This is a genomic window from Acinetobacter lwoffii, from assembly GCF_052078135.1.
Lineage (GTDB): Bacteria > Pseudomonadota > Gammaproteobacteria > Pseudomonadales > Moraxellaceae > Acinetobacter > Acinetobacter lwoffii_Z.
The window spans coordinates 32,723-50,267 of the sequence record NZ_JBQGUZ010000023.1; the positions used below are offsets into that span (position 1 = coordinate 32,723).

18 protein-coding genes are annotated in these 17,545 nt (G+C 43.8%); 10 read left to right on the top strand and 8 right to left on the bottom strand.

Annotated features, from left to right (window positions below; all coding sequences use genetic code 11):
* Nucleotides 1-9 precede the first annotated feature (9 nt).
* Together ACTL4S_RS13510 and guaD are read right to left on the bottom strand one after the other, a co-directional pair.
* On the bottom strand, nucleotides 10-135 hold the full coding sequence (locus tag ACTL4S_RS13510; protein WP_441299517.1) for a hypothetical protein: 126 nt from the start codon (nucleotides 133-135) through the stop codon (nucleotides 10-12).
* Nucleotides 110-1,438: a guanine deaminase gene (gene guaD, locus ACTL4S_RS13515; RefSeq protein WP_441299518.1), complete on the bottom strand. Its 1,329-nt coding sequence runs from the start codon at nucleotides 1,436-1,438 to the stop codon at nucleotides 110-112. The genes ACTL4S_RS13510 and guaD overlap by 26 nt, the downstream gene beginning before the upstream one ends.
* A 99-nt stretch (nucleotides 1,439-1,537) precedes the next feature.
* Here guaD and ACTL4S_RS13520 point away from each other — a divergent pair, with 99 nt between their 5' ends.
* The gene (locus ACTL4S_RS13520) at nucleotides 1,538-2,110 is read left to right on the top strand and encodes a nucleotidyltransferase family protein (protein WP_180087483.1); all 573 of its coding nucleotides are present in this window, start codon (nucleotides 1,538-1,540) and stop codon (nucleotides 2,108-2,110) included.
* Between the two features lie 39 nt (nucleotides 2,111-2,149).
* Here the strand turns inward: ACTL4S_RS13520 and ACTL4S_RS13525 are convergent, their stop codons facing one another.
* Both ACTL4S_RS13525 and ACTL4S_RS13530 read right to left on the bottom strand, forming a co-directional pair.
* Nucleotides 2,150-3,115, bottom strand: coding sequence for a TerC family protein (locus ACTL4S_RS13525; RefSeq protein ID WP_441299526.1), 966 nt, complete (start codon nucleotides 3,113-3,115; stop codon nucleotides 2,150-2,152).
* A 331-nt stretch (nucleotides 3,116-3,446) separates the two neighbouring features.
* Nucleotides 3,447-4,640, bottom strand: coding sequence for a sugar transporter (locus tag ACTL4S_RS13530; protein ID WP_441299519.1), 1,194 nt, complete (start codon nucleotides 4,638-4,640; stop codon nucleotides 3,447-3,449).
* Between the two features lie 155 nt (nucleotides 4,641-4,795).
* On the opposite strand from ACTL4S_RS13530, the gene ACTL4S_RS13535 reads away from it, so the two are divergent.
* Nucleotides 4,796-5,074 carry a GNAT family N-acetyltransferase gene (locus ACTL4S_RS13535; protein WP_005094867.1) on the top strand — a complete coding sequence of 93 codons (279 nt, stop codon included), beginning with the start codon at nucleotides 4,796-4,798 and terminating at the stop codon, nucleotides 5,072-5,074.
* A gap of 31 nt (nucleotides 5,075-5,105) precedes the next feature.
* A complete protein-coding gene (locus ACTL4S_RS13540) occupies nucleotides 5,106-5,396 on the top strand; it encodes a GNAT family N-acetyltransferase (protein WP_005108225.1) in 291 nt (96 codons plus the stop codon).
* On the opposite strand, the gene ACTL4S_RS13545 is transcribed toward ACTL4S_RS13540, so the two are convergent.
* Nucleotides 5,389-5,736, bottom strand: a complete 348-nt coding sequence (locus tag ACTL4S_RS13545; protein WP_005108224.1) for a hypothetical protein — start codon at nucleotides 5,734-5,736, stop codon at nucleotides 5,389-5,391. The two genes, ACTL4S_RS13540 and ACTL4S_RS13545, sit on opposite strands and share 8 nt — an antisense overlap.
* A gap of 196 nt (nucleotides 5,737-5,932) precedes the next feature.
* Here ACTL4S_RS13545 and ACTL4S_RS13550 point away from each other — a divergent pair, with 196 nt between their 5' ends.
* The gene (locus ACTL4S_RS13550; protein WP_441299520.1) at nucleotides 5,933-6,406 is read left to right on the top strand and encodes a BLUF domain-containing protein; all 474 of its coding nucleotides are present in this window, start codon (nucleotides 5,933-5,935) and stop codon (nucleotides 6,404-6,406) included.
* 62 nt (nucleotides 6,407-6,468) lie between these two features.
* Here ACTL4S_RS13550 and ACTL4S_RS13555 read toward each other — a convergent pair whose 3' ends face one another.
* Together ACTL4S_RS13555 and mpl are read right to left on the bottom strand one after the other, a co-directional pair.
* Nucleotides 6,469-7,503, bottom strand: coding sequence for a zinc-dependent alcohol dehydrogenase family protein (locus ACTL4S_RS13555; RefSeq protein ID WP_441299521.1), 1,035 nt, complete (start codon nucleotides 7,501-7,503; stop codon nucleotides 6,469-6,471).
* Nucleotides 7,504-7,910: 407 nt separating this feature from the next.
* The gene (gene mpl / locus ACTL4S_RS13560) at nucleotides 7,911-9,275 is read right to left on the bottom strand and encodes a UDP-N-acetylmuramate:L-alanyl-gamma-D-glutamyl-meso-diaminopimelate ligase (RefSeq protein ID WP_441299522.1); all 1,365 of its coding nucleotides are present in this window, start codon (nucleotides 9,273-9,275) and stop codon (nucleotides 7,911-7,913) included.
* A gap of 242 nt (nucleotides 9,276-9,517) precedes the next feature.
* On the opposite strand from mpl, the gene ACTL4S_RS13565 reads away from it, so the two are divergent.
* The 4 genes from ACTL4S_RS13565 to ACTL4S_RS13580 all read left to right on the top strand — a co-directional run bounded on the left by ACTL4S_RS13565 (nucleotide 9,518) and on the right by ACTL4S_RS13580 (nucleotide 13,712).
* Entirely contained in the window at nucleotides 9,518-9,859 is a 342-nt protein-coding gene (locus ACTL4S_RS13565) for a DMT family protein (protein ID WP_004647146.1), read from the top strand.
* 198 nt (nucleotides 9,860-10,057) lie between these two features.
* Nucleotides 10,058-10,570 (top strand): 5-(carboxyamino)imidazole ribonucleotide mutase, encoded by a 513-nt coding sequence (gene purE / locus ACTL4S_RS13570; RefSeq protein ID WP_005094870.1) that lies wholly within the window; start codon nucleotides 10,058-10,060, stop codon nucleotides 10,568-10,570.
* A 15-nt stretch (nucleotides 10,571-10,585) separates the two neighbouring features.
* Nucleotides 10,586-11,707: a 5-(carboxyamino)imidazole ribonucleotide synthase gene (locus ACTL4S_RS13575; RefSeq protein WP_441299523.1), complete on the top strand. Its 1,122-nt coding sequence runs from the start codon at nucleotides 10,586-10,588 to the stop codon at nucleotides 11,705-11,707.
* Nucleotides 11,708-12,419: 712 nt separating this feature from the next.
* Nucleotides 12,420-13,712: a lytic murein transglycosylase gene (locus ACTL4S_RS13580; RefSeq protein ID WP_005094875.1), complete on the top strand. Its 1,293-nt coding sequence runs from the start codon at nucleotides 12,420-12,422 to the stop codon at nucleotides 13,710-13,712.
* A gap of 113 nt (nucleotides 13,713-13,825) precedes the next feature.
* Here ACTL4S_RS13580 and ACTL4S_RS13585 read toward each other — a convergent pair whose 3' ends face one another.
* Nucleotides 13,826-14,953, bottom strand: a complete 1,128-nt coding sequence (locus ACTL4S_RS13585) for an anhydro-N-acetylmuramic acid kinase (protein WP_441299524.1) — start codon at nucleotides 14,951-14,953, stop codon at nucleotides 13,826-13,828.
* An 80-nt stretch (nucleotides 14,954-15,033) separates the two neighbouring features.
* Between ACTL4S_RS13585 and tyrS the strand changes: the two genes are divergently transcribed.
* Entirely contained in the window at nucleotides 15,034-16,248 is a 1,215-nt protein-coding gene (tyrS, locus tag ACTL4S_RS13590; protein WP_005245575.1) for a tyrosine--tRNA ligase, read from the top strand.
* Nucleotides 16,249-16,779: 531 nt separating this feature from the next.
* Nucleotides 16,780-17,073, top strand: a complete 294-nt coding sequence (locus ACTL4S_RS13595; RefSeq protein WP_005104912.1) for a hypothetical protein — start codon at nucleotides 16,780-16,782, stop codon at nucleotides 17,071-17,073.
* The last annotated feature ends 472 nt before the right edge of the window (nucleotides 17,074-17,545 follow it).

Genomic DNA, 17,545 nt, shown 5'->3' on the forward strand with positions numbered 1-17,545 from the left:
TAAATGTAATCATTTTTTAGCCACGGTTGAATCGCGTTTCAGTAATAAAACACAGCCCAGCGCCATCGCAGACAGGAGCGAGTATTGGCGACGGCGGGATTTTTTCGGTTTATTCACTGGCTGCTGCTTTGACATAAACGGCTGCTCCATAGACATAGGTGGCTGCAATATTACGGTCATCGCCAAGCATGGTCAGTGCAAAAAATGCATCTTCAATATTTTTAGCTCTGCTCTGGCGTAACTGCTGTAAGGCAGTTGCATTGAGATTCAGCACCACAAAGTCGGCTTCTTTGCCAATATTAAAGTTCCCCAGGCGATCATCCAGACTCAAGGCTTTGGCACCGCCTAAAGTGGCATGATACAAGGCCTCAAAGGCGGAGAGTTTTTCGCCCTGTAACTGCTGCACCTTATAGGCTTCATTCAGGGTTTGCAGCTGATTAAATGATGTTCCTGCTCCAATGTCTGTGCCTAAGCCGACTTTGACCCCTTTGTCCCAAGTTTTTTTCAGGGGAAATAAGCCACTGCCAAGGAATAGATTTGAGGTCGGACAGAAGGCAATGGCGGAGTCGGTCTGATGCATACAATCCCATTCCTTATCTTCCAGATGCACACAATGTGCAAAGACGGACTTGCTCCCGGTTAAACCATAATGATGATACACATCCAGATAACCTTCACGTTCAGGAAAGAGTTCTTTTACCCAAGCAATTTCATTTTTATTTTCACTTAAATGGGTATGTACATAGACATCCGGATATTCGGCTTTGAGCTGTCCGGCTTTTTGTAGTTGTTTAGGTGTTGAGGTTGGTGCAAAGCGTGGAGTAATCGCATACAGGTTCCGCCCCTGTCCGTGCCATTTTTTAATCAGCGTTTTAGAGTCAATATAAGCCGTTTCTGCTGTATCCGTCAGCGCTTCCGGTGCATGACGGTCCATCAGGACTTTACCCGCAATCAGACGCATATTGCGTGTGGTTGCGGCATTAAATAAAGCATCTACGGATTCAGGATGAACGGTACAAAAGACCAGTGCAGTGGTGGTGCCGTTTTTAAGCAATTCCTGCACGAAAAATTCGGCAATTTTTTCGCTGTAGGATGCATCTTGGAACTGGATTTCAGTGGGGAATGTATAGGTATTTAACCATTCCAGCAGTTGTTCACCATAAGCCCCGACCATTTCGGTTTGTGGGAAATGAATATGGGTGTCGATAAACCCGGGAACAATCAGTTGATCTGGATAGTGCTGTAATTCAGTGTCGGTAGGAAGTTGTGACTGCCCTTCTTGCCATGGACCAAACCACTGAATTTTACCCTCTTGAATGATGACTAAACCATCTTCTACATATCGCACTTGGTCGTGTATATCACGTGCTTGGGCAACTGTATTCTGAATGTCGAGGAAGCGACCACGGATCGCTGTCGTTGCAATTACAGAAGACATTTTAAACCTACGCTTTTTGATTTTTTCGATTGATTGTAGCTGAAAAAATTGCCATGTTTGTATGAACATTCATATTTAAATAGTGATCCCGATTCTTCTATGACCCCATCCAATTATCATGATCAATTTCAACAGATCGTGCGTGCGCAGCCGACCTTAATGCGCATCTTGCATCAGTTAGCACAATTGCACTCTGAAGCTTATGTCGCAGCGGGTGTGTTACGTCATGTGATCTGGGCGCATTTACATGGCTGGGAATATGACATGAATCATACGGAGGTCGATGTGATTTTCTATGACGAAAATGAGCAGGCTCGCGCTATAGAACAGCAACTTGCAGATCAGTTAAAAGACTATTTTCCAGAGATTTGTTGGGATGTGATCAATCAAGCTTTTGTACATGAGTGGTATCGTACCAATCAAAATGAAAGTATTGGGCCTTTAACTTCAATTAGTCATGCGCTGTCATTATGGCCAGAAACTGTCACGGCCTTGGCACTGCGCCTGAAAGATGATGAATTGGAGTTGATTGCTCCTTTCGGTTTAGCAGATTTATTTGAGTTAAAGCTGCGTTGGAATCCGAATTTAGTCAGTTATGCCGTGTTTGAACAACGCATGCTGAGCAAACAGTTTTTGCAAAAATGGCCCAAATTATCCCTGATAGAACAATAAAAAAAGCCTGCTGATGCAGGCTTTTTTGATGATTACTTTTTACAGGGTGGTTTCGTTATATTTCTTGCTATGACGAATCGACAAGATCGCGGTCACAGTCAGGACAATCACAATAAAGCTCAAAGAAATCCAGATCGGCATATGGAACACATCCAGCATCAGCATTTTAAAGCCGATAAAGACCAGAATGATCCCGAGACCATAAGGCAGATAATGCATTTTTGAGGCTGCGCCCGAGAGCAGGAAGAACATCGCGCGTAAGCCTAAAATCGCCATCAGGTTTGCAGTGAGGACAATGAAGGGATCGGTGGTGACGGCAAAAATAGCCGGAATAGAATCGACGGCAAAGATCACATCAGAGGCTTCAACTAGGATCAGGACCAGGAACAACGGCGTTGCCCAGAGCAAACCATTCTGACGGACAAAAAATTTGTCGCCCTGAAGTTGCGGGGTAATACGCATATGCTTACGCAGCCATTTCAGAATCGCCATATCTTCAATATTGCTGTCTTCTTCATGCTGACCACGCAGGAATTTGAAGCCGGTATACACCAGGAACGCACCGAAGATATACAAAATCCAGGAGAATTCCTGCACGAACCAGGCGCCAATAAAAATAAAGATAGTTCTGAGTATAATCGCACCCAGTACGCCATATAACAGCAGCTTGCGTTGCAGTGCGGGTGGAATGGCGAAGGCCGCGAAGATCATCAGCCAGACAAAGACGTTATCAATCGCCAGGGATTTTTCCAGCAGATAACCGGCAAAGTATTCCATGACCTTGGCATTGGCAATTGCCGTGCCTGCGGTCTGCTCCAGATACAGCCATAAGCCGCCACCAAATAAAGTCGCGACACTGACCCAGGCAATACTCCAGTAGGCAGCAGTACGGACTTTGACTTCCTGACCATGCTGATGCTTAAAGCCGACAAAATCGATTACCAGCATGACTGCGACAATCGCGAAAAAGACAAGATACAGCCAGAGCGTACCAATGGTTTCCATGTGAATTCTCCACATCGGACGACTGGCCATAAAAAAACCTTGACCAGTTGCCAGATGAAAAACATCTATAACAACATGATCAAGGTCTTGCCTACATCTTACTGTTCCACTTTTTTATATAAAGTGTGACTTCAAGATGCTCAGATACCGACTTTTTGCAAAGTGTAATGACGATATTCTGACACGTTTAAAAATTGAAATTCCATTCTTAAACGCTTGGAGGAGGCTACTCCCCTTGTTCAAACTAAATTTTGTTTGAGCGATAGCTCAATGTGCAGCAAGCATGACAGATTTTTGCTAAGACTACAATTTCATTTACAAAAATCATGCTTCAAGGTGCTTTCTTACCTAAGAAATCCGGACGCTGAATCAGATATAAGCTGATCAGAAAACCTAGACTCGCCAGAATGGCTCCCACCCAGCCAATACTATGCAATCCGATATGTGCCGTTACCAGACCGCCGAGTAAGGCACCGCCGCCAATCCCGACATTATACAAACCTGAAAAAATCGCCATGGCGACATCAGTCGCATCGGAAGCTAGATTTAAGGTCTTGGCTTGTAGGGCCAGACTAAACCCAATAATGCTGATGCCCCAGATTAACGCTAGGCTATTGAGCTGAATTACACCCTGAGACAGGGGCAGCAATAACAGCAGTGAGATCCCCAGCCCGAGTGTAAATAGCGGAATGGTGAGTCGGGGAAAATGCGGTGCAAAACGGCCAAATACATAAGAGCCGATCAGGCCCGCACCACCATAAATCAGCAATAAGCTGGTGGTCTGCGCAGAGCTGAATTGCGCAATATTCAGCGTAAAGGGTTCAATATAACTATAGGCGGTAAATTGCGCACTAATCATAAGCACGGTAAGCGCAAAGACCAGCATCAGGCTGGGACGTTTCAGCAAGCTCTTTAAACTGCTGAGTGAACCTGAATTGACACTTGGTAATAAAGGTAAGGTTTTGGCCAGCAGTACGCAGACTACGCTCGCCACAACTGCGATCAAGGCAAAACTATTGCGCCAGCCATAGGCCTCCCCGACCATCCGGCCAAAGGGAATTCCCAGAACCATCGCCATGGCGGTACCGGTAGCCAATAAGCCCAGTGCCTGAAACTCTTTGCCCTTTGGCGCAACCCGCACGGCAAGCGACGCCGTAATTGACCAGAACAGCGCATGCGCCACGGCAATACCAATTCGGCTCAGCACCAGAATGCTAAAGCTCCAGGCAAAATAGGACAGCACATGACTGAAAATAAACACCGCAAATAAAACCATCAGCAGAAAGCGCCGTTCAATATTTTTGGTCAGTAACATCATTGGCAAAGACAGCAGCGCCACGACCCAGGCATAAATCGTCAGCATCCACCCGACCTGAGTGGGTGACATGGAAAAACTTGCGCCAATATCACTTAATAGCGCCACCGGGATAAATTCGGTGGTATTGAAAATAAAGGCAGCAGAGGCTAAAGCAATCACACAGACCCATTGACGTGTCACCGAGGAGGTGGAAGAAGAGCTGGACATACATATCTGATAAAAAGAACCGGCCGGCAGTTTAAACCTGTTGAGCAAAATGCGGTATTGGTCAGAAGGACAGATTCACAATCCTTTAAAAGAAATCTAACAATAGGGCAGGGAAAAATATGTCAGTCTGGCTTAAAAACAAGGAGAGGATCGGTATGTTGATCGAGCATCAGCAACAGGACACCGGAGGTTTATGGTTTGTAGAGCCAAATGAAAAACGTCTGGCAGAAATGAGTTATTCCAGAGTAAATGAAGATCAATTAGTGATTGAACACACCTGGGTCGATGACAGCCTACGCGGACAGCACGTCGGGTATTATCTGGTCGAGGCCGCTGTGAATTTTGCCCGTGAACACGGCATCAGGATTATTCCAAAATGTCCTTTTGCCAAATCCGTGTTCGAGCGAGAGCCTCGCTTTAATGATGTTTTATAATTTTAAAATGACAACAAAGGTTTAGATTCGTATGGAAATTAAATATCAAGATTCAAAACGTGGTGGTGTATTTTTTATGGAAGATCAAGGACGCCGCCTGGCGGAGATCACTTATCAATGGCGGGGCGATGCCGTCATCATTGCCGATCATACCTGGGTCGATGATTCCCTGCGTGGCCACGGTATTGCCCGAAAAATGCTGGATGTACTGGTCGATTTTGCCCGTGAAAAAAGTTTAACCATCATCCCGCAATGTTCTTATGTGGATGTCATGTTTAAACGTGACCGAAGTCTGGCCGATGTCGCAGCAACTGCTATTTAACTACCCAAGGGGATTTCCCGAAAGATAAATGCAGTTTTTCTTTCAAGGCAGGAATCAATATAACCTGTAACAGGGTATATAAACCGAAACCTGCCATCACGCCGGTCATGGCCCAGAAAATTTCTTCAAACTGTTGCAGCATCACTAAAATTGCCATGATCAGCAGGTAACTGGCATGAAAATAAATACGATGCCCAACAAATTTCAAGATCGTCCAGCTAATAAAAATTGAACTGATCAGCAGATTGGTTTGAGCGCTGAATTGCCAGTCATTTAAAGTGATGATCAGGATAAAACACACACATAACAAGGCGAGGGTTAAAATCAGATCTTTTAACATCAAGTGATCCTCATGTTCATGGTAGGTGTATGAAAATATTCGTTTAATAATTTAGGCACTATTGTTAAAAGTTTAGTCCAGAAATGCAAACTGAAAACCGTGTAAGCAAAAACGGATATTTGCTTAAAAAATGGTCGACTTAATTTAAAATTATTGATTAAATTGTGGTTTTAATTCTTCCCTCTAGTGAGATGGCATGATGCTACAGCTTTGCTATGCCAGTGAACGCATAGAATCTGAACAAGAGTTGTTACAAGATTTGAGTGATATTTTGGCCACTGCCCGGAAGTTCAATCTTCAGCATCAGATTCATGGGGTGTTGTATTATTCCCATGGCAAATTTTTCCAGTGCCTTGAAGGTCAGGCTGAAGTAGTGGAAAGTTTATTTCAGAGCATTTGTCGGGATCCCCGCCATCACAATATCTTGCGTTTTGCAGATGCGATGGTAGAGCAGTCCCATTTCTCGGAATGGTCAATGAAATATGTGCATAAACACAGTGAAATTTCTTCTTTATTTTCACGTTTAGGTTTGAAGCAATTTGATCCGCATGCCTTACAGCAGTCAGGAATTGCCGAATTCCTCAAAGTACTGTATCGCCTGGAAGAAAATCAGGCCAGTCTGGCATCGCCAAAAGGTTATAAGCAGCGTGGTTATGTCCCCTATTTTTGATCTGATGGATCAAAGCTGAAAATAAAAAAGTCCGCATGGCGGACTTTTTTGTCTGATGTGGATTAGGTCATGTCAATCATGACTTTTAAGGCCTTTTCATCAGAGGCATGTTTAAAGACATCATAGGCTTTTTCAAAATCGGAAAATTTAAAATGATGGGTCGCCAGTTTTTCTAGGGGCAATTTGCCGGAACAGCAGGTTTTCAGCAACATCCCTGTGGTATTGGCATTCACCAGGCCGGTGGTGATGGTCAGGTTTTTAATCCAGAGTTTGTTCAGTTCAAAACTCACCGGTTTACCATGTACGCCGACGTTGGCAATATGCCCGCCCTCCTTCACGACATGCTGGCAAATATTCCAGGTAGGCTCCACCCCCACTGCTTCAATGGCACAGTCAACCCCGCGTCCACCGGTAATCTCTAGAATCTTTTGAATGGCATCTTCTTTGGCAGAGTTGATGGTATGCGTCGCACCGACAGTCTTGGCAAATTCCAGCCGGTTATCATCCATATCCACCATAATAATATTGGCAGGTGAATAGAACTGGGCAGTGAGCAGACAGCTCATGCCGATTGGCCCTGCCCCGACAATCGCAATATTGTCGCCTGGTTTGACATCGCCATATTGCACGCCAATTTCATGTGAAGTTGGCAGGATATCTGAAAGGAATACGGCCACATCTTGATTCAGGCCTTCGGGTAAATGATAGAGTGAGGTGTCGGCAAAGGGCCTGCGTACATATTCGGCATGGGTACCGTCAATCATATAACCCATGATCCAGCCGCCTTCATTGCGGCAATGCGCATATAGCTGTTTCTGGCAGTTTTCACAGGTTCCGCAGCGGCTGACACAGGAAATAATCACCCGGTCACCCTTTTTGAAATTCTGCACGGCGGAACCGACTTCTTCCACAATGCCAATACCTTCGTGACCTAAAATACGCCCCTTAAAGCTGCCCTCTTTACGTGTGGCCTCCTGCTCAATTTCGGGGTTTTTACCTTTCCAGATACCTAAGTCGGTACCACAGATGGTAACTTTTTCGAGTTTAATGATGGCATCGCCGGGATGCAAAATGGTGGGAACCGGGCGGGTCTTCAAAGCGGATATCATTTGCGCCGTAATAGACCATCGCTTTCATCGTTGTCATGACACATCTCCTAATGGAATGAGGAATGAGAATGACCTGACTCAGCGAGAATAATGAACGCCTCGATTGCTTTTATATAGTGACAGCGATGGGCTGATTTATGATCTGGCTTTCAGGCCTATAGATACCTGTGTTCTTCTCGATTGTGCCTTGAGTGATATGGCGCTGCAATGAGTCTTGTGTACAGATTGCAACAAAAGATCATCAGGGAGGGTTCAGAAATAAATCTGCTTTTTGGGTCAATGTTTAAATCATAGGATTGCAGGATCAGAACAACTGTTCACTTTTGCCGAAGCAAGGTTTTAATATGCTAAAAAAAGCCCGCTAGGCGGGCTTCTTCACTTCACTTAAATCTGTTTTATGCTTGTAAAACAGTGATCAGCTTCTGATGCAAACCACCAAAACCGCCATTCGACATAATTACTACGGCATCGCCCTCACCTGCTTCTGCCACCACGGTCTGAATGATGTCATCCAGTGTACGTGCAACTTTGGCCTTGTTTGGCGCAGCCTCAATGACCGGTTGCAGATCCCAGTCCAATCCTTCCGGTTGATACCAGATCACTTCATCGGCCAGACGTGCTGAATGAGCCAAGCCATCTTTATGACTACCCATGCGCATGGTATTGGAGCGCGGTTCAATAATTGCCCAGAGTTTGCGTTCACCCAGACGTTTGCGCGCACCTTCTAAGGTCGTATCAATCGCTGTCGGATGATGGGCGAAGTCATCATAAACCTCGATACCACGAACAGTGCCTAATAGTTCCATACGGCGTTTCACCCCGCCAAAATTGGACAGTGCTTCACAGGCAGTTTCGATCGATACGCCAATGTGCTCGGCAGCGGCAATGGTGGCGAGTGCATTGGCCACAGAATGCTGTCCGGTCATATTCCATTGTACTTCACCTTTGACAACGCCGTGTTGCAGGACTTTGAAATGTGAACCATCTGCTGATAACTGTTCTGCATAAAGTTCAGATTTTTCGTTGGCATCCAGACTGGTGCGCACTATAGGCGTCCAGCAGCCCTGCTCCAGCACTTCATCAATATTGCTCTCAGTAATCGGCGCGATAATCCGGCCTTCACTTGGAATGGTACGAACTAAATGATGGAACTGCTTTTGAATTGCCGCCAAATCATCAAAGATATCGGCATGGTCAAATTCCAGGTTATTTAAAATTGCTGTTTTTGGATGGTAATGCACGAACTTGGAACGCTTGTCGAAGAAAGCAGAATCGTATTCATCGGCTTCGACACAGAAATATTTCCCACCACCGAGACGCGCACTTTCCGAAAAGCCCAATGGCACACCGCCAATCAGAAAACCTGGCTCCAGACCGGCTTGATCCAGTACCCAAGCCAGCATCGTGGTGGTCGTGGTTTTACCATGTGTTCCGGCGACACCCAGCACGTGTTTACCTTGCAGAACATGATCAGCCAGGAACTGCGGACCTGAAATATAAGGCAGACCTGCATTCAGCATATATTCGACTGCATCAATACCACGCTTCATGGCATTGCCGACGATCACCAGATCCGGATGAGGCTGTAAATGACTGCGGTCATAACCCTGCATTAAAGTGATGCCCGCATTTTCAAGTTGGGTCGACATGGGTGGATACACATTCAGGTCTGAACCTGTTACCTGGTGGCCCAGATCGCGTGCAAGTAGCGCTAACGAGCCCATAAAGGTGCCACAAATACCCAAAATATGCAGATGCATCTACTTTACTCCGTTCCTGTCTGACCCATCACTTTATATTGGTGCTGTTGTCATGATTTATTCAATTTGCAAGCAACGATAGCAAGGCTTTAGCTGAAAAGATAGTGAAAATTCTGGCCTTGTTGTGGGATTTTTTAAATCCTGTTTCACGGATAAATTCAAAGAAAATTTCAAAGCGATGCAATATCTTTTCGCCAAATAAACCGTAAAATAAGTTCGACTTTTTTGCAGAGTGCATGCAAATGCTGCCGGCTTTATTTCTTCTGGTAATTGCCAACTGTTTTATGACCCTGGCCTGGTATGGGCATTTAAAATTTTTGCCGCATGATGCACCGCTCTGGCAAGCGATTTTGTTCAGCTGGGCCATTGCCCTGTTTGAATATAGTCTGATGATTCCAGCGACCAAATTACTGGCGCAGCAAGGCCTGGCAGTCGGTCAAATGAAAATCACCCAGGAAGTCGTGACCTTACTAGTCTTTGTTCCTTTTATGATTTTTATGTTTAAACAGCCCTTTAAACTGGATTATCTCTGGGCTGCTTTATGTCTATGTGGATGTGTCTATTTTGTATTCCGCAGTTCCTGAATGGCTGCAAGTGTGACTACTACCCTATTTTTATTCCAGTTTTTGAAAATTCGATAAAAAAACAAGAAAAATCGAGCCTTGCTTTGACCGTTAAATTTTATGAAGCTGAATTTTCAGTCTATAATACGCACTCCTATTCAAGCTTGGCTCTCTCGTCGAGATTTATCTTTTCTCACTTTAATCTCTGGAAAATTTGCAATGAATGCGGCTGCTGCACAAGATACTCCTCTCGTAGGTATTATCATGGGTTCTCAATCAGATTGGGCAACTCTCGAACACACTGCCAATATGCTCAAGCAGCTTGGTGTCCCATTTGAAGCCGAAGTTGTTTCTGCACACCGTACCCCAGACCGCCTGTTTGAATATGCCGAGCAAGCGCGTGATCGTGGTATTCATGTAATTATTGCCGGTGCAGGTGGCGCAGCGCATTTACCGGGTATGTGTGCAGCGAAAACTGATCTTCCAGTTTTGGGTGTACCGGTGAAATCTTCGATTTTAAACGGTGTTGATTCATTGCTGTCTATTGTGCAAATGCCAGCCGGTATTGCGGTGGGTACCTTGGCCATCGGTCCTGCCGGTGCCACCAATGCTGCCATTATGGCCGCGCAAATTCTGGGTTTGACCCGTCCAGAAATCGCAAAAAATGTTGCAGATTTCCGTGCAGCGCAAACAGATAAAGTGGCAAGTAACAATATTCCAGGCCAAGCTTAAGTCGAGACACAGATTATGGATAAAACCATCGGTATTTTTGGTGGCGGTCAGCTGGGTCGTATGATGGCGCAAGCGGCACTTCCATTAAATATTCAATGTACATTTTTTGAAGCCAGCACAGACTGTCCTTCTGCTGCTTTGGGTCCGGTGATTTCGAGCCAGGCTGAAAATGGTCTGCAAGACTTTATTAATAGTGCAGATGTATTTAGCCTTGAGTTTGAAAATACGCCACTTACAGATGTTGATGTACTGACGCAAAGCAAGCAACTGCATCCGCCGCGTCAGGCTTTGGCGATTGCCCAGCATCGTCTGTCTGAAAAAGCCTTGTTTGATGAACTGGCTATTCCGGTTGCACCGTACAAAGCGGTCACTTCACTGGAAAGCTTAGAGGCTGCTGTAGCTGAACTGGGCTTGCCGATCGTACTGAAAACCTCGCGTGGCGGTTATGATGGTAAAGGCCAATTCGTTTTACGTTCGACCGATCAGATGGATCAGGCCTGGGCAGAATTGGGCCCTGCAGGTGAGCTGATTGCAGAAAGCTTTGTCACCTTCTCACGTGAAGTATCAATTATTGCAGTACGCGGCCAAGATGGTGATGTCAAAACCTGGCCATTGGCTGAAAATCATCATCATAACGGCATTCTGTCGCACTCGATTGTGCCTGCACCGAACAGCGCAGATTTGCAACCTGTGGCGCAAGATTACATCACTCGTCTGCTGAATCACTTGAACTATGTCGGTGTCCTAACCCTTGAGCTGTTTGTGACACACAAAGGCTTATATGCCAACGAGATGGCACCACGCGTGCACAACTCGGGGCACTGGTCGATTGAAGGCGCCGTATGTTCGCAATTTGAGAATCATGTACGTGCGGTGGCTGGTTTGCCTTTAGGTTCAACTGAAGTGATCCGTCCAACTGTCTTGGTGAACATCATTGGTCAGCATCCAAAATCTGCAGATGTACTTGCTCTGGAAGGTGCGCATTTGCATCTCTACAACAAGTCAGAGCGCGAAGGCCGTAAGATTGGTCACATCACCTTGATGCCAAATGACAGCGCGCAATTGTCTGTGCTTTGCCGCCAACTGGCGAAAATTTTACCGAATCCATTGGCATTGAGCGAAGATATGACCATCTAGGCTTTAACTTGCTGATAAAAAAAGCGATCACTTCGGTGATCGCTTTTTTATTTGTCTGCTTTCAGGCATGATTGCGCCTCTTTAAAAATGCCTGCCATTGGTCAGATCAGTTTTTAAATCAATTGCTTACAAACTGATCAATTGAGTATAAATATAACAATTCAATAAAACCTTTTTTACAGCTGAATTTTGCCATATTCACTTGTAGATAAGCCTGAAATCAAAGTTTGAATTTAAAACTGGAAAGTGGTTTTGAATTTAAATTCATAAAAACAAATTCAAATTTAAATCGGGCTTTGAATTTAAACTTGCGCTTTTAAATTCAAAAATATGAATTCAAATTTAAAACTGGATAAATGAATTCAAAGTTTCTGAATTTAAAAATATTAGCCCATTATTCAAATGAATTTAAAATGAAAACTAGTGTAATTAGAGCATGTTGATGATCGTGACTCGCTTTTCCTGAAACAAGTTATCCCCAGTAATTTTTAAATTCAAAACTGATTGCAAGTGTTTTGAATTTGAATTTAAAAATCCCGCTGATTTGAATTTAAATCAGGCTTGTGGATAACTCATGTTTAAATTTAAAGATTACAAAATGAATTTAAAAGTGTAGGAATTATGAATTTAAATTTACGCATTGGCGCTTTAATTTTCATCATGAGCTGCTAAGGTAGAAACATAATTCAAAATCTAAATACTCAAGGGTCTTATGCAACGGCTTGCACTTTTTATTGGTTCTGTGGTCTTGGCTGCTTCACAGGCACAGGCTGAACTTATTATTAATGGTCAACGTGTCACGCCGACTGATTTGACCTCTAGTTCAAATATCCCGAATTATGCCTCCCAAAATAATTTTCAAAACTGTCTCGCCAATTTGCGCAGTCAAGCTGTTGCTAGAGGTGTAAGCGGCAGTACCTATGATCGTTATACCCAAAACTTAAGTCCTGATTATTCAGTGATTGAACGCCTGAATTACCAGCCTGAATTTTCTACCCCAATTTGGGATTATCTGTCTGGTTTGGTGGATGAAGAACGGGTTCAGCTCGGCCGGCAAAAATTACAGCAACATCGTGAGGTGCTCAATCGTGTTGCTGCCACCTATGGTATACCTGCAGAAACGGTAGTTGCGGTATGGGGTGTCGAAAGTAATTTTGGTGATATTTCGGGGAAATATCCTTTATTACAGGCTTTAGGAACTTTGAGCTGTGAAGGTCGTCGCCAGAGTTATTTCCGTGGTGAGTTTTTTACCACTATGAAACTCTTACAGCGTGGCGATGTGCGTGAAGAACAATTAAAGGGTTCCTGGGCAGGCGCATTTGGTCATACCCAGTTTATGCCATCGACTTATGATGAGCTTGCAGTTGATTTTGATGGTGATGGCCGACGTGATCTAGTTTCGAGCATTCCGGATGCACTCGCATCAACTGCCAACTTTTTAAGCAAGCGTGGCTGGCAGAGCGGACAGCCTTGGGGTTTTGAAGTCAAGATCCCTCAAGGCATGTCGGTTTCCGGTGAAGGTCGAAGAAATAAAAAATCCTTGAGTAGTTGGAACAATCAAGGGGTGGTACGTGCCGATGGTTCGGCATTAATTCAAGGAAATTTATCACAATCCTCTCAAGCAGGATTACTTGCACCTGCAGGCCCGAGTGGCCCAGTATTTTTGGTATTTAAAAATTTTGATGCCATTTATAGCTATAACGCGGCAGAAAGTTATGCCTTGGCGATTGCACATTTATCCGATCGCCTGCAAGGTAAAGGTTCATTTATGGCCACATGGCCTACTGATGATCCGGGAACTTCGCGTGCAGAACGTCGTGAGATCCAGCAATTTCTGTTAAACCGTGGCTATGATATTGGTGCGGTGGATGGTCTGATTGGAGATAAAACCCGTCAAGCGATTCGTCAGGAACAGCAGCGTTTGGGCTTGAGTCCAACAGGTCGTGCTGGTCAGCAGATTCTGCGGGCCTTTAGAAATGAAAATGCCAAACGCATGATGCAATAAATTCTTGAGCATAAAATTTAAAATCAAAAAAGGTCTGCATTTATGCAGACCTTTTTTGATGACTGTTTTTGAGTAGCTATATAGTCATGCAAGCTAATAGTAATTAGCTGAATTTAAACAGCAGTAATGGTACCGAGGATGCGATATCCAGCAGCACCAGTGACTGCTGGCAGGTTACCATTCAGCTGATTCATAAAACGCATGGCCAGCCAGGCAAAGGCCGTGGCTTCAACCCAAGTCGGGCTTAAACCAAGATCGGCCGTAGTTTGTACGCTCCATTCATGCTTGCGTAGGCGCCAGCGCAGTTGCTCGAGTAAATGTGAGTTATAGGCACCGCCCCCGCAAACAAAAACCTGTCCGGTATCCATGCCAGAGCGGTAAATGGCTTTTTTAATGGCACGGGTGGTGAGCTTTAATAAAGTCGCCTGTACATTTTCCGGAGTGTCTTCCAGTTCATCGTATTGCAGGTCATTGCGCCAGTCAGCAATCTGTTCATCCAGCCATTCCAGGTTGAAATCTTCACGACCAGTACTTTTCGGAGGTTCTTTGGAGAAGAATTCGTGTGACTGCAAGCGATCAAGCAAACTGCGAATCGGGGTGCCATAGGCTGCCCAGTTACCATTTTCATCAAAAGGCTGGCCGGTATAACGGGAACACCAAGCATCCATCAAGATATTAGCCGGTCCGGTATCAAAACCATACACCTCTTCAGGCTTGCCGGCAGGCAGCAGGCTGACATTGGCAATACCACCCAGATTTAAAATGACCCGGTGAATGCTGTCATGCTGGAAAATATCCTGATGAAATGCCGGAACTAAAGGCGCTCCCTGACCACCTGCCGCCAGATCACGACGACGAAAATCTGAAATCACCGGAATCTGGGTAATTTCAGTAATGATGTTCGGATCACCAATTTGCAGGGTAAAACCATGTTCAGGACGATGCCGGATAGTCTGGCCATGCGAGCCAATCGCCTTAATTCTGGATTTATCTAGGTTGTTTTTTTCAATCAGCGCATTAATACCATGACCAATCATTTGTGCCAGTGCAACATCAGCCTTGCCCATCCGGTCAATTTCATTGTCATCCGGCAAAGTCAGTGCCATCAGCTCATGCCGAAGGTCAGGATCAAATGCCAAAGTGAGTGTGGCATGAAGCTGGAGTGGATCAAAAGAAGCAGCAACAATATCGACACCATCCATGCTCGTGCCGGTCATTACCCCAATATAGATCGCTGTCATGGTTATTCTTAAGCCTGCAATATGCTGAAAAAGTGTTAGTATATCGCACAAATTGAGTAACTGATGTATTGGATTTTGTGATGTCAAATTTCCTGCCGGCTGAAGAACAACTTGCCCTCATTCAACGAGGCACCCACGAAATTATTTCTGAAGAAGACCTTCTCAAGAAATTAAAATTGAATCGTCCATTAAAAATTAAAGCGGGTTTTGACCCGACTGCACCTGATTTGCACTTGGGCCACACGGTTCTCATTAATAAGTTAAAAGTATTCCAAGACTTGGGTCATGAAGTGTTGTTTCTGATCGGTGATTACACGGCGATGATCGGTGACCCAACCGGAAAAAGTGCTACACGTCCGCCATTGTCACGTGAACAGGTTTTAGAGAACGCTAAAACATATCAAGAACAAGTATTTAAAATTCTTGATCCAAACAAAACCAAAGTGGTGTTTAACTCGGAGTGGTTTGCACAAAAAACTGCGGCTGATTTAATTCAATTGGCATCACAGCAAACGGTTGCACGTATGCTTGAGCGTGATGACTTCACCAAGCGTTATAACAATCAACAACCGATCGCGATTCATGAATTTTTGTACCCATTGGTACAAGGCTATGACTCTGTTGCGTTGGAAGCAGATGTTGAATTGGGTGGTACAGACCAAACCTTTAACTTGTTGATGGGTCGTACCTTACAAGGTCGCTATAACCAAGAAGCTCAAGTCTGTATCACAGTGCCAATCCTTGAAGGTTTAGATGGCGTCAACAAGATGTCTAAATCTTTGGGTAACTATATTGGTGTATTTGATGCACCGGGCGCGATGTACCAGAAAGTGCTCTCAATGCCGGATGCATTGATTGAGCGTTATTTTGATCTGCTGAGCTTCAAAACCATTGAAGAAATTCAGCAACTATTAAAAGAAGTGGCAGAAGGCCGTAACCCGCAAGAAGTCAAAAAGATTCTTGCACTGGAGCTGGTTGAGCGTTTCCATGGTGCAGAGGCGGCTGCCAATGCGCATAAAGGCGCGGGCAATATCATTACTGAAGGTGAATTACCCGAAGGTACGCCAGAAGTAACTATTTCACGTGGCGAGTTTGGTGGGGAAATCTTTATTACCTCGATTTTACGTGAAGCCGGCTTAACCAAAAATGCAGCCCAGGCTAAGGATGCATTAGGCCGTGGTGCAGTGAAAGTGGATTGGCAGACTGTAGATACGACCTATTCTGTGAAAGAGAACGTAACTTTGATTGTTCAGGCCAGTAAAAAAGCAATCGCTAAAGTCACTTTTATTGACTAAAAAACGGATAAGTTATTGAAATAAAAGCAGGCTTCGGTCTGCTTTTTTTGTTGATGTTCTATATTTAAAAATCAAATAAGTAAAGTCAAAAAAAACCCTATGAAAACAAGAGTTAATTTTTCCCAAATCACTTGCTTTTCATCTTTATTATGTATAGGATTTATTCATCTAGAGAATTCGTTTAGAGCATCTAGAGGGTAGTAAAAATAATAGTACTCCACAACTGAGAAGTCTCTTTTCCAAGAGGCTCTTTTTAAAAGCTTTAAAGCGAATAACTATAATAATGACATAATGGATCGGGTAAAGATTCAATTCTAAGGAGGAGATTTTGGGAGAGATCTCTTCCTTTTTTATTTATTCTGATTGCGTAATCAAAATATAAATCTGCATGCCTACTCTTCTTGTTGAACAACTAAACTTAAAATTAATCAGCAAATCGAACTTAGGTGAATGACCTCTAAGGGTGAGTTCATTTCAATTGACTCCAAAAGAAAAGTGCAAAACATAAAAAATTAAAGCAGAGGTGATTGAATGTATCGCTTTCCAACAGAAGATATTTTTGATGAACAGATCGATTGCATATTACGGTTCTTATTTGAATACCAGCCGGTCGAACAAAAACAGCAACTCTATGGATCTGTCTATACTTTATTTATGCAGCTTGATCTGGCCGCGCATTACTTTTTATTTTCCCTGATTGAAGAGCAGTTACCGCGACGCGCGAAATTATTCTTTATTGCCGAGGATTATCAGGGCAAGAAAGACATGATTGTAGAAGTTATGCAGCACTGGCTTAGACAGCAACAACAGGAAAAAGTCGCTTAATGCAAAATAACAGACTTTATCTTCTATATATAAGTGATCTAAGCATGGTTTTGGGATTCGAAAACTAAAAATGAATACTTTTTTTATATAGCAGCCTAAGAATAGGCTTTTATAAAAGCTTTTTACGTCAAAAATAACTCATCAATTGAGGAGTCTAGGATTTAGATCGGTTTGTTGGGCAAGGTAGGGGAATTTTGGTTTTCTTTTGACGAGCTAATTTAAATAAAAGACAAGATTTGAATGTCAAAAGGCTAAAAATACTGTTTTAAATATTATTGTGATAGTTTTTAGGTCTAAATGAATTTTCAGTTATAAAAATAAAATGAAGTGTTTAGTGGGTTTATTGCATAAAAACGCTTAAAAATTAGATAAAAAAGCGATTTTTTAGTAATTTTTGTAGAAAAAAAAGACATACGTGAAAAATATAGTGAATTGGGGGTTGCAATGATTCTGAAATCCTCTAGAATGCACC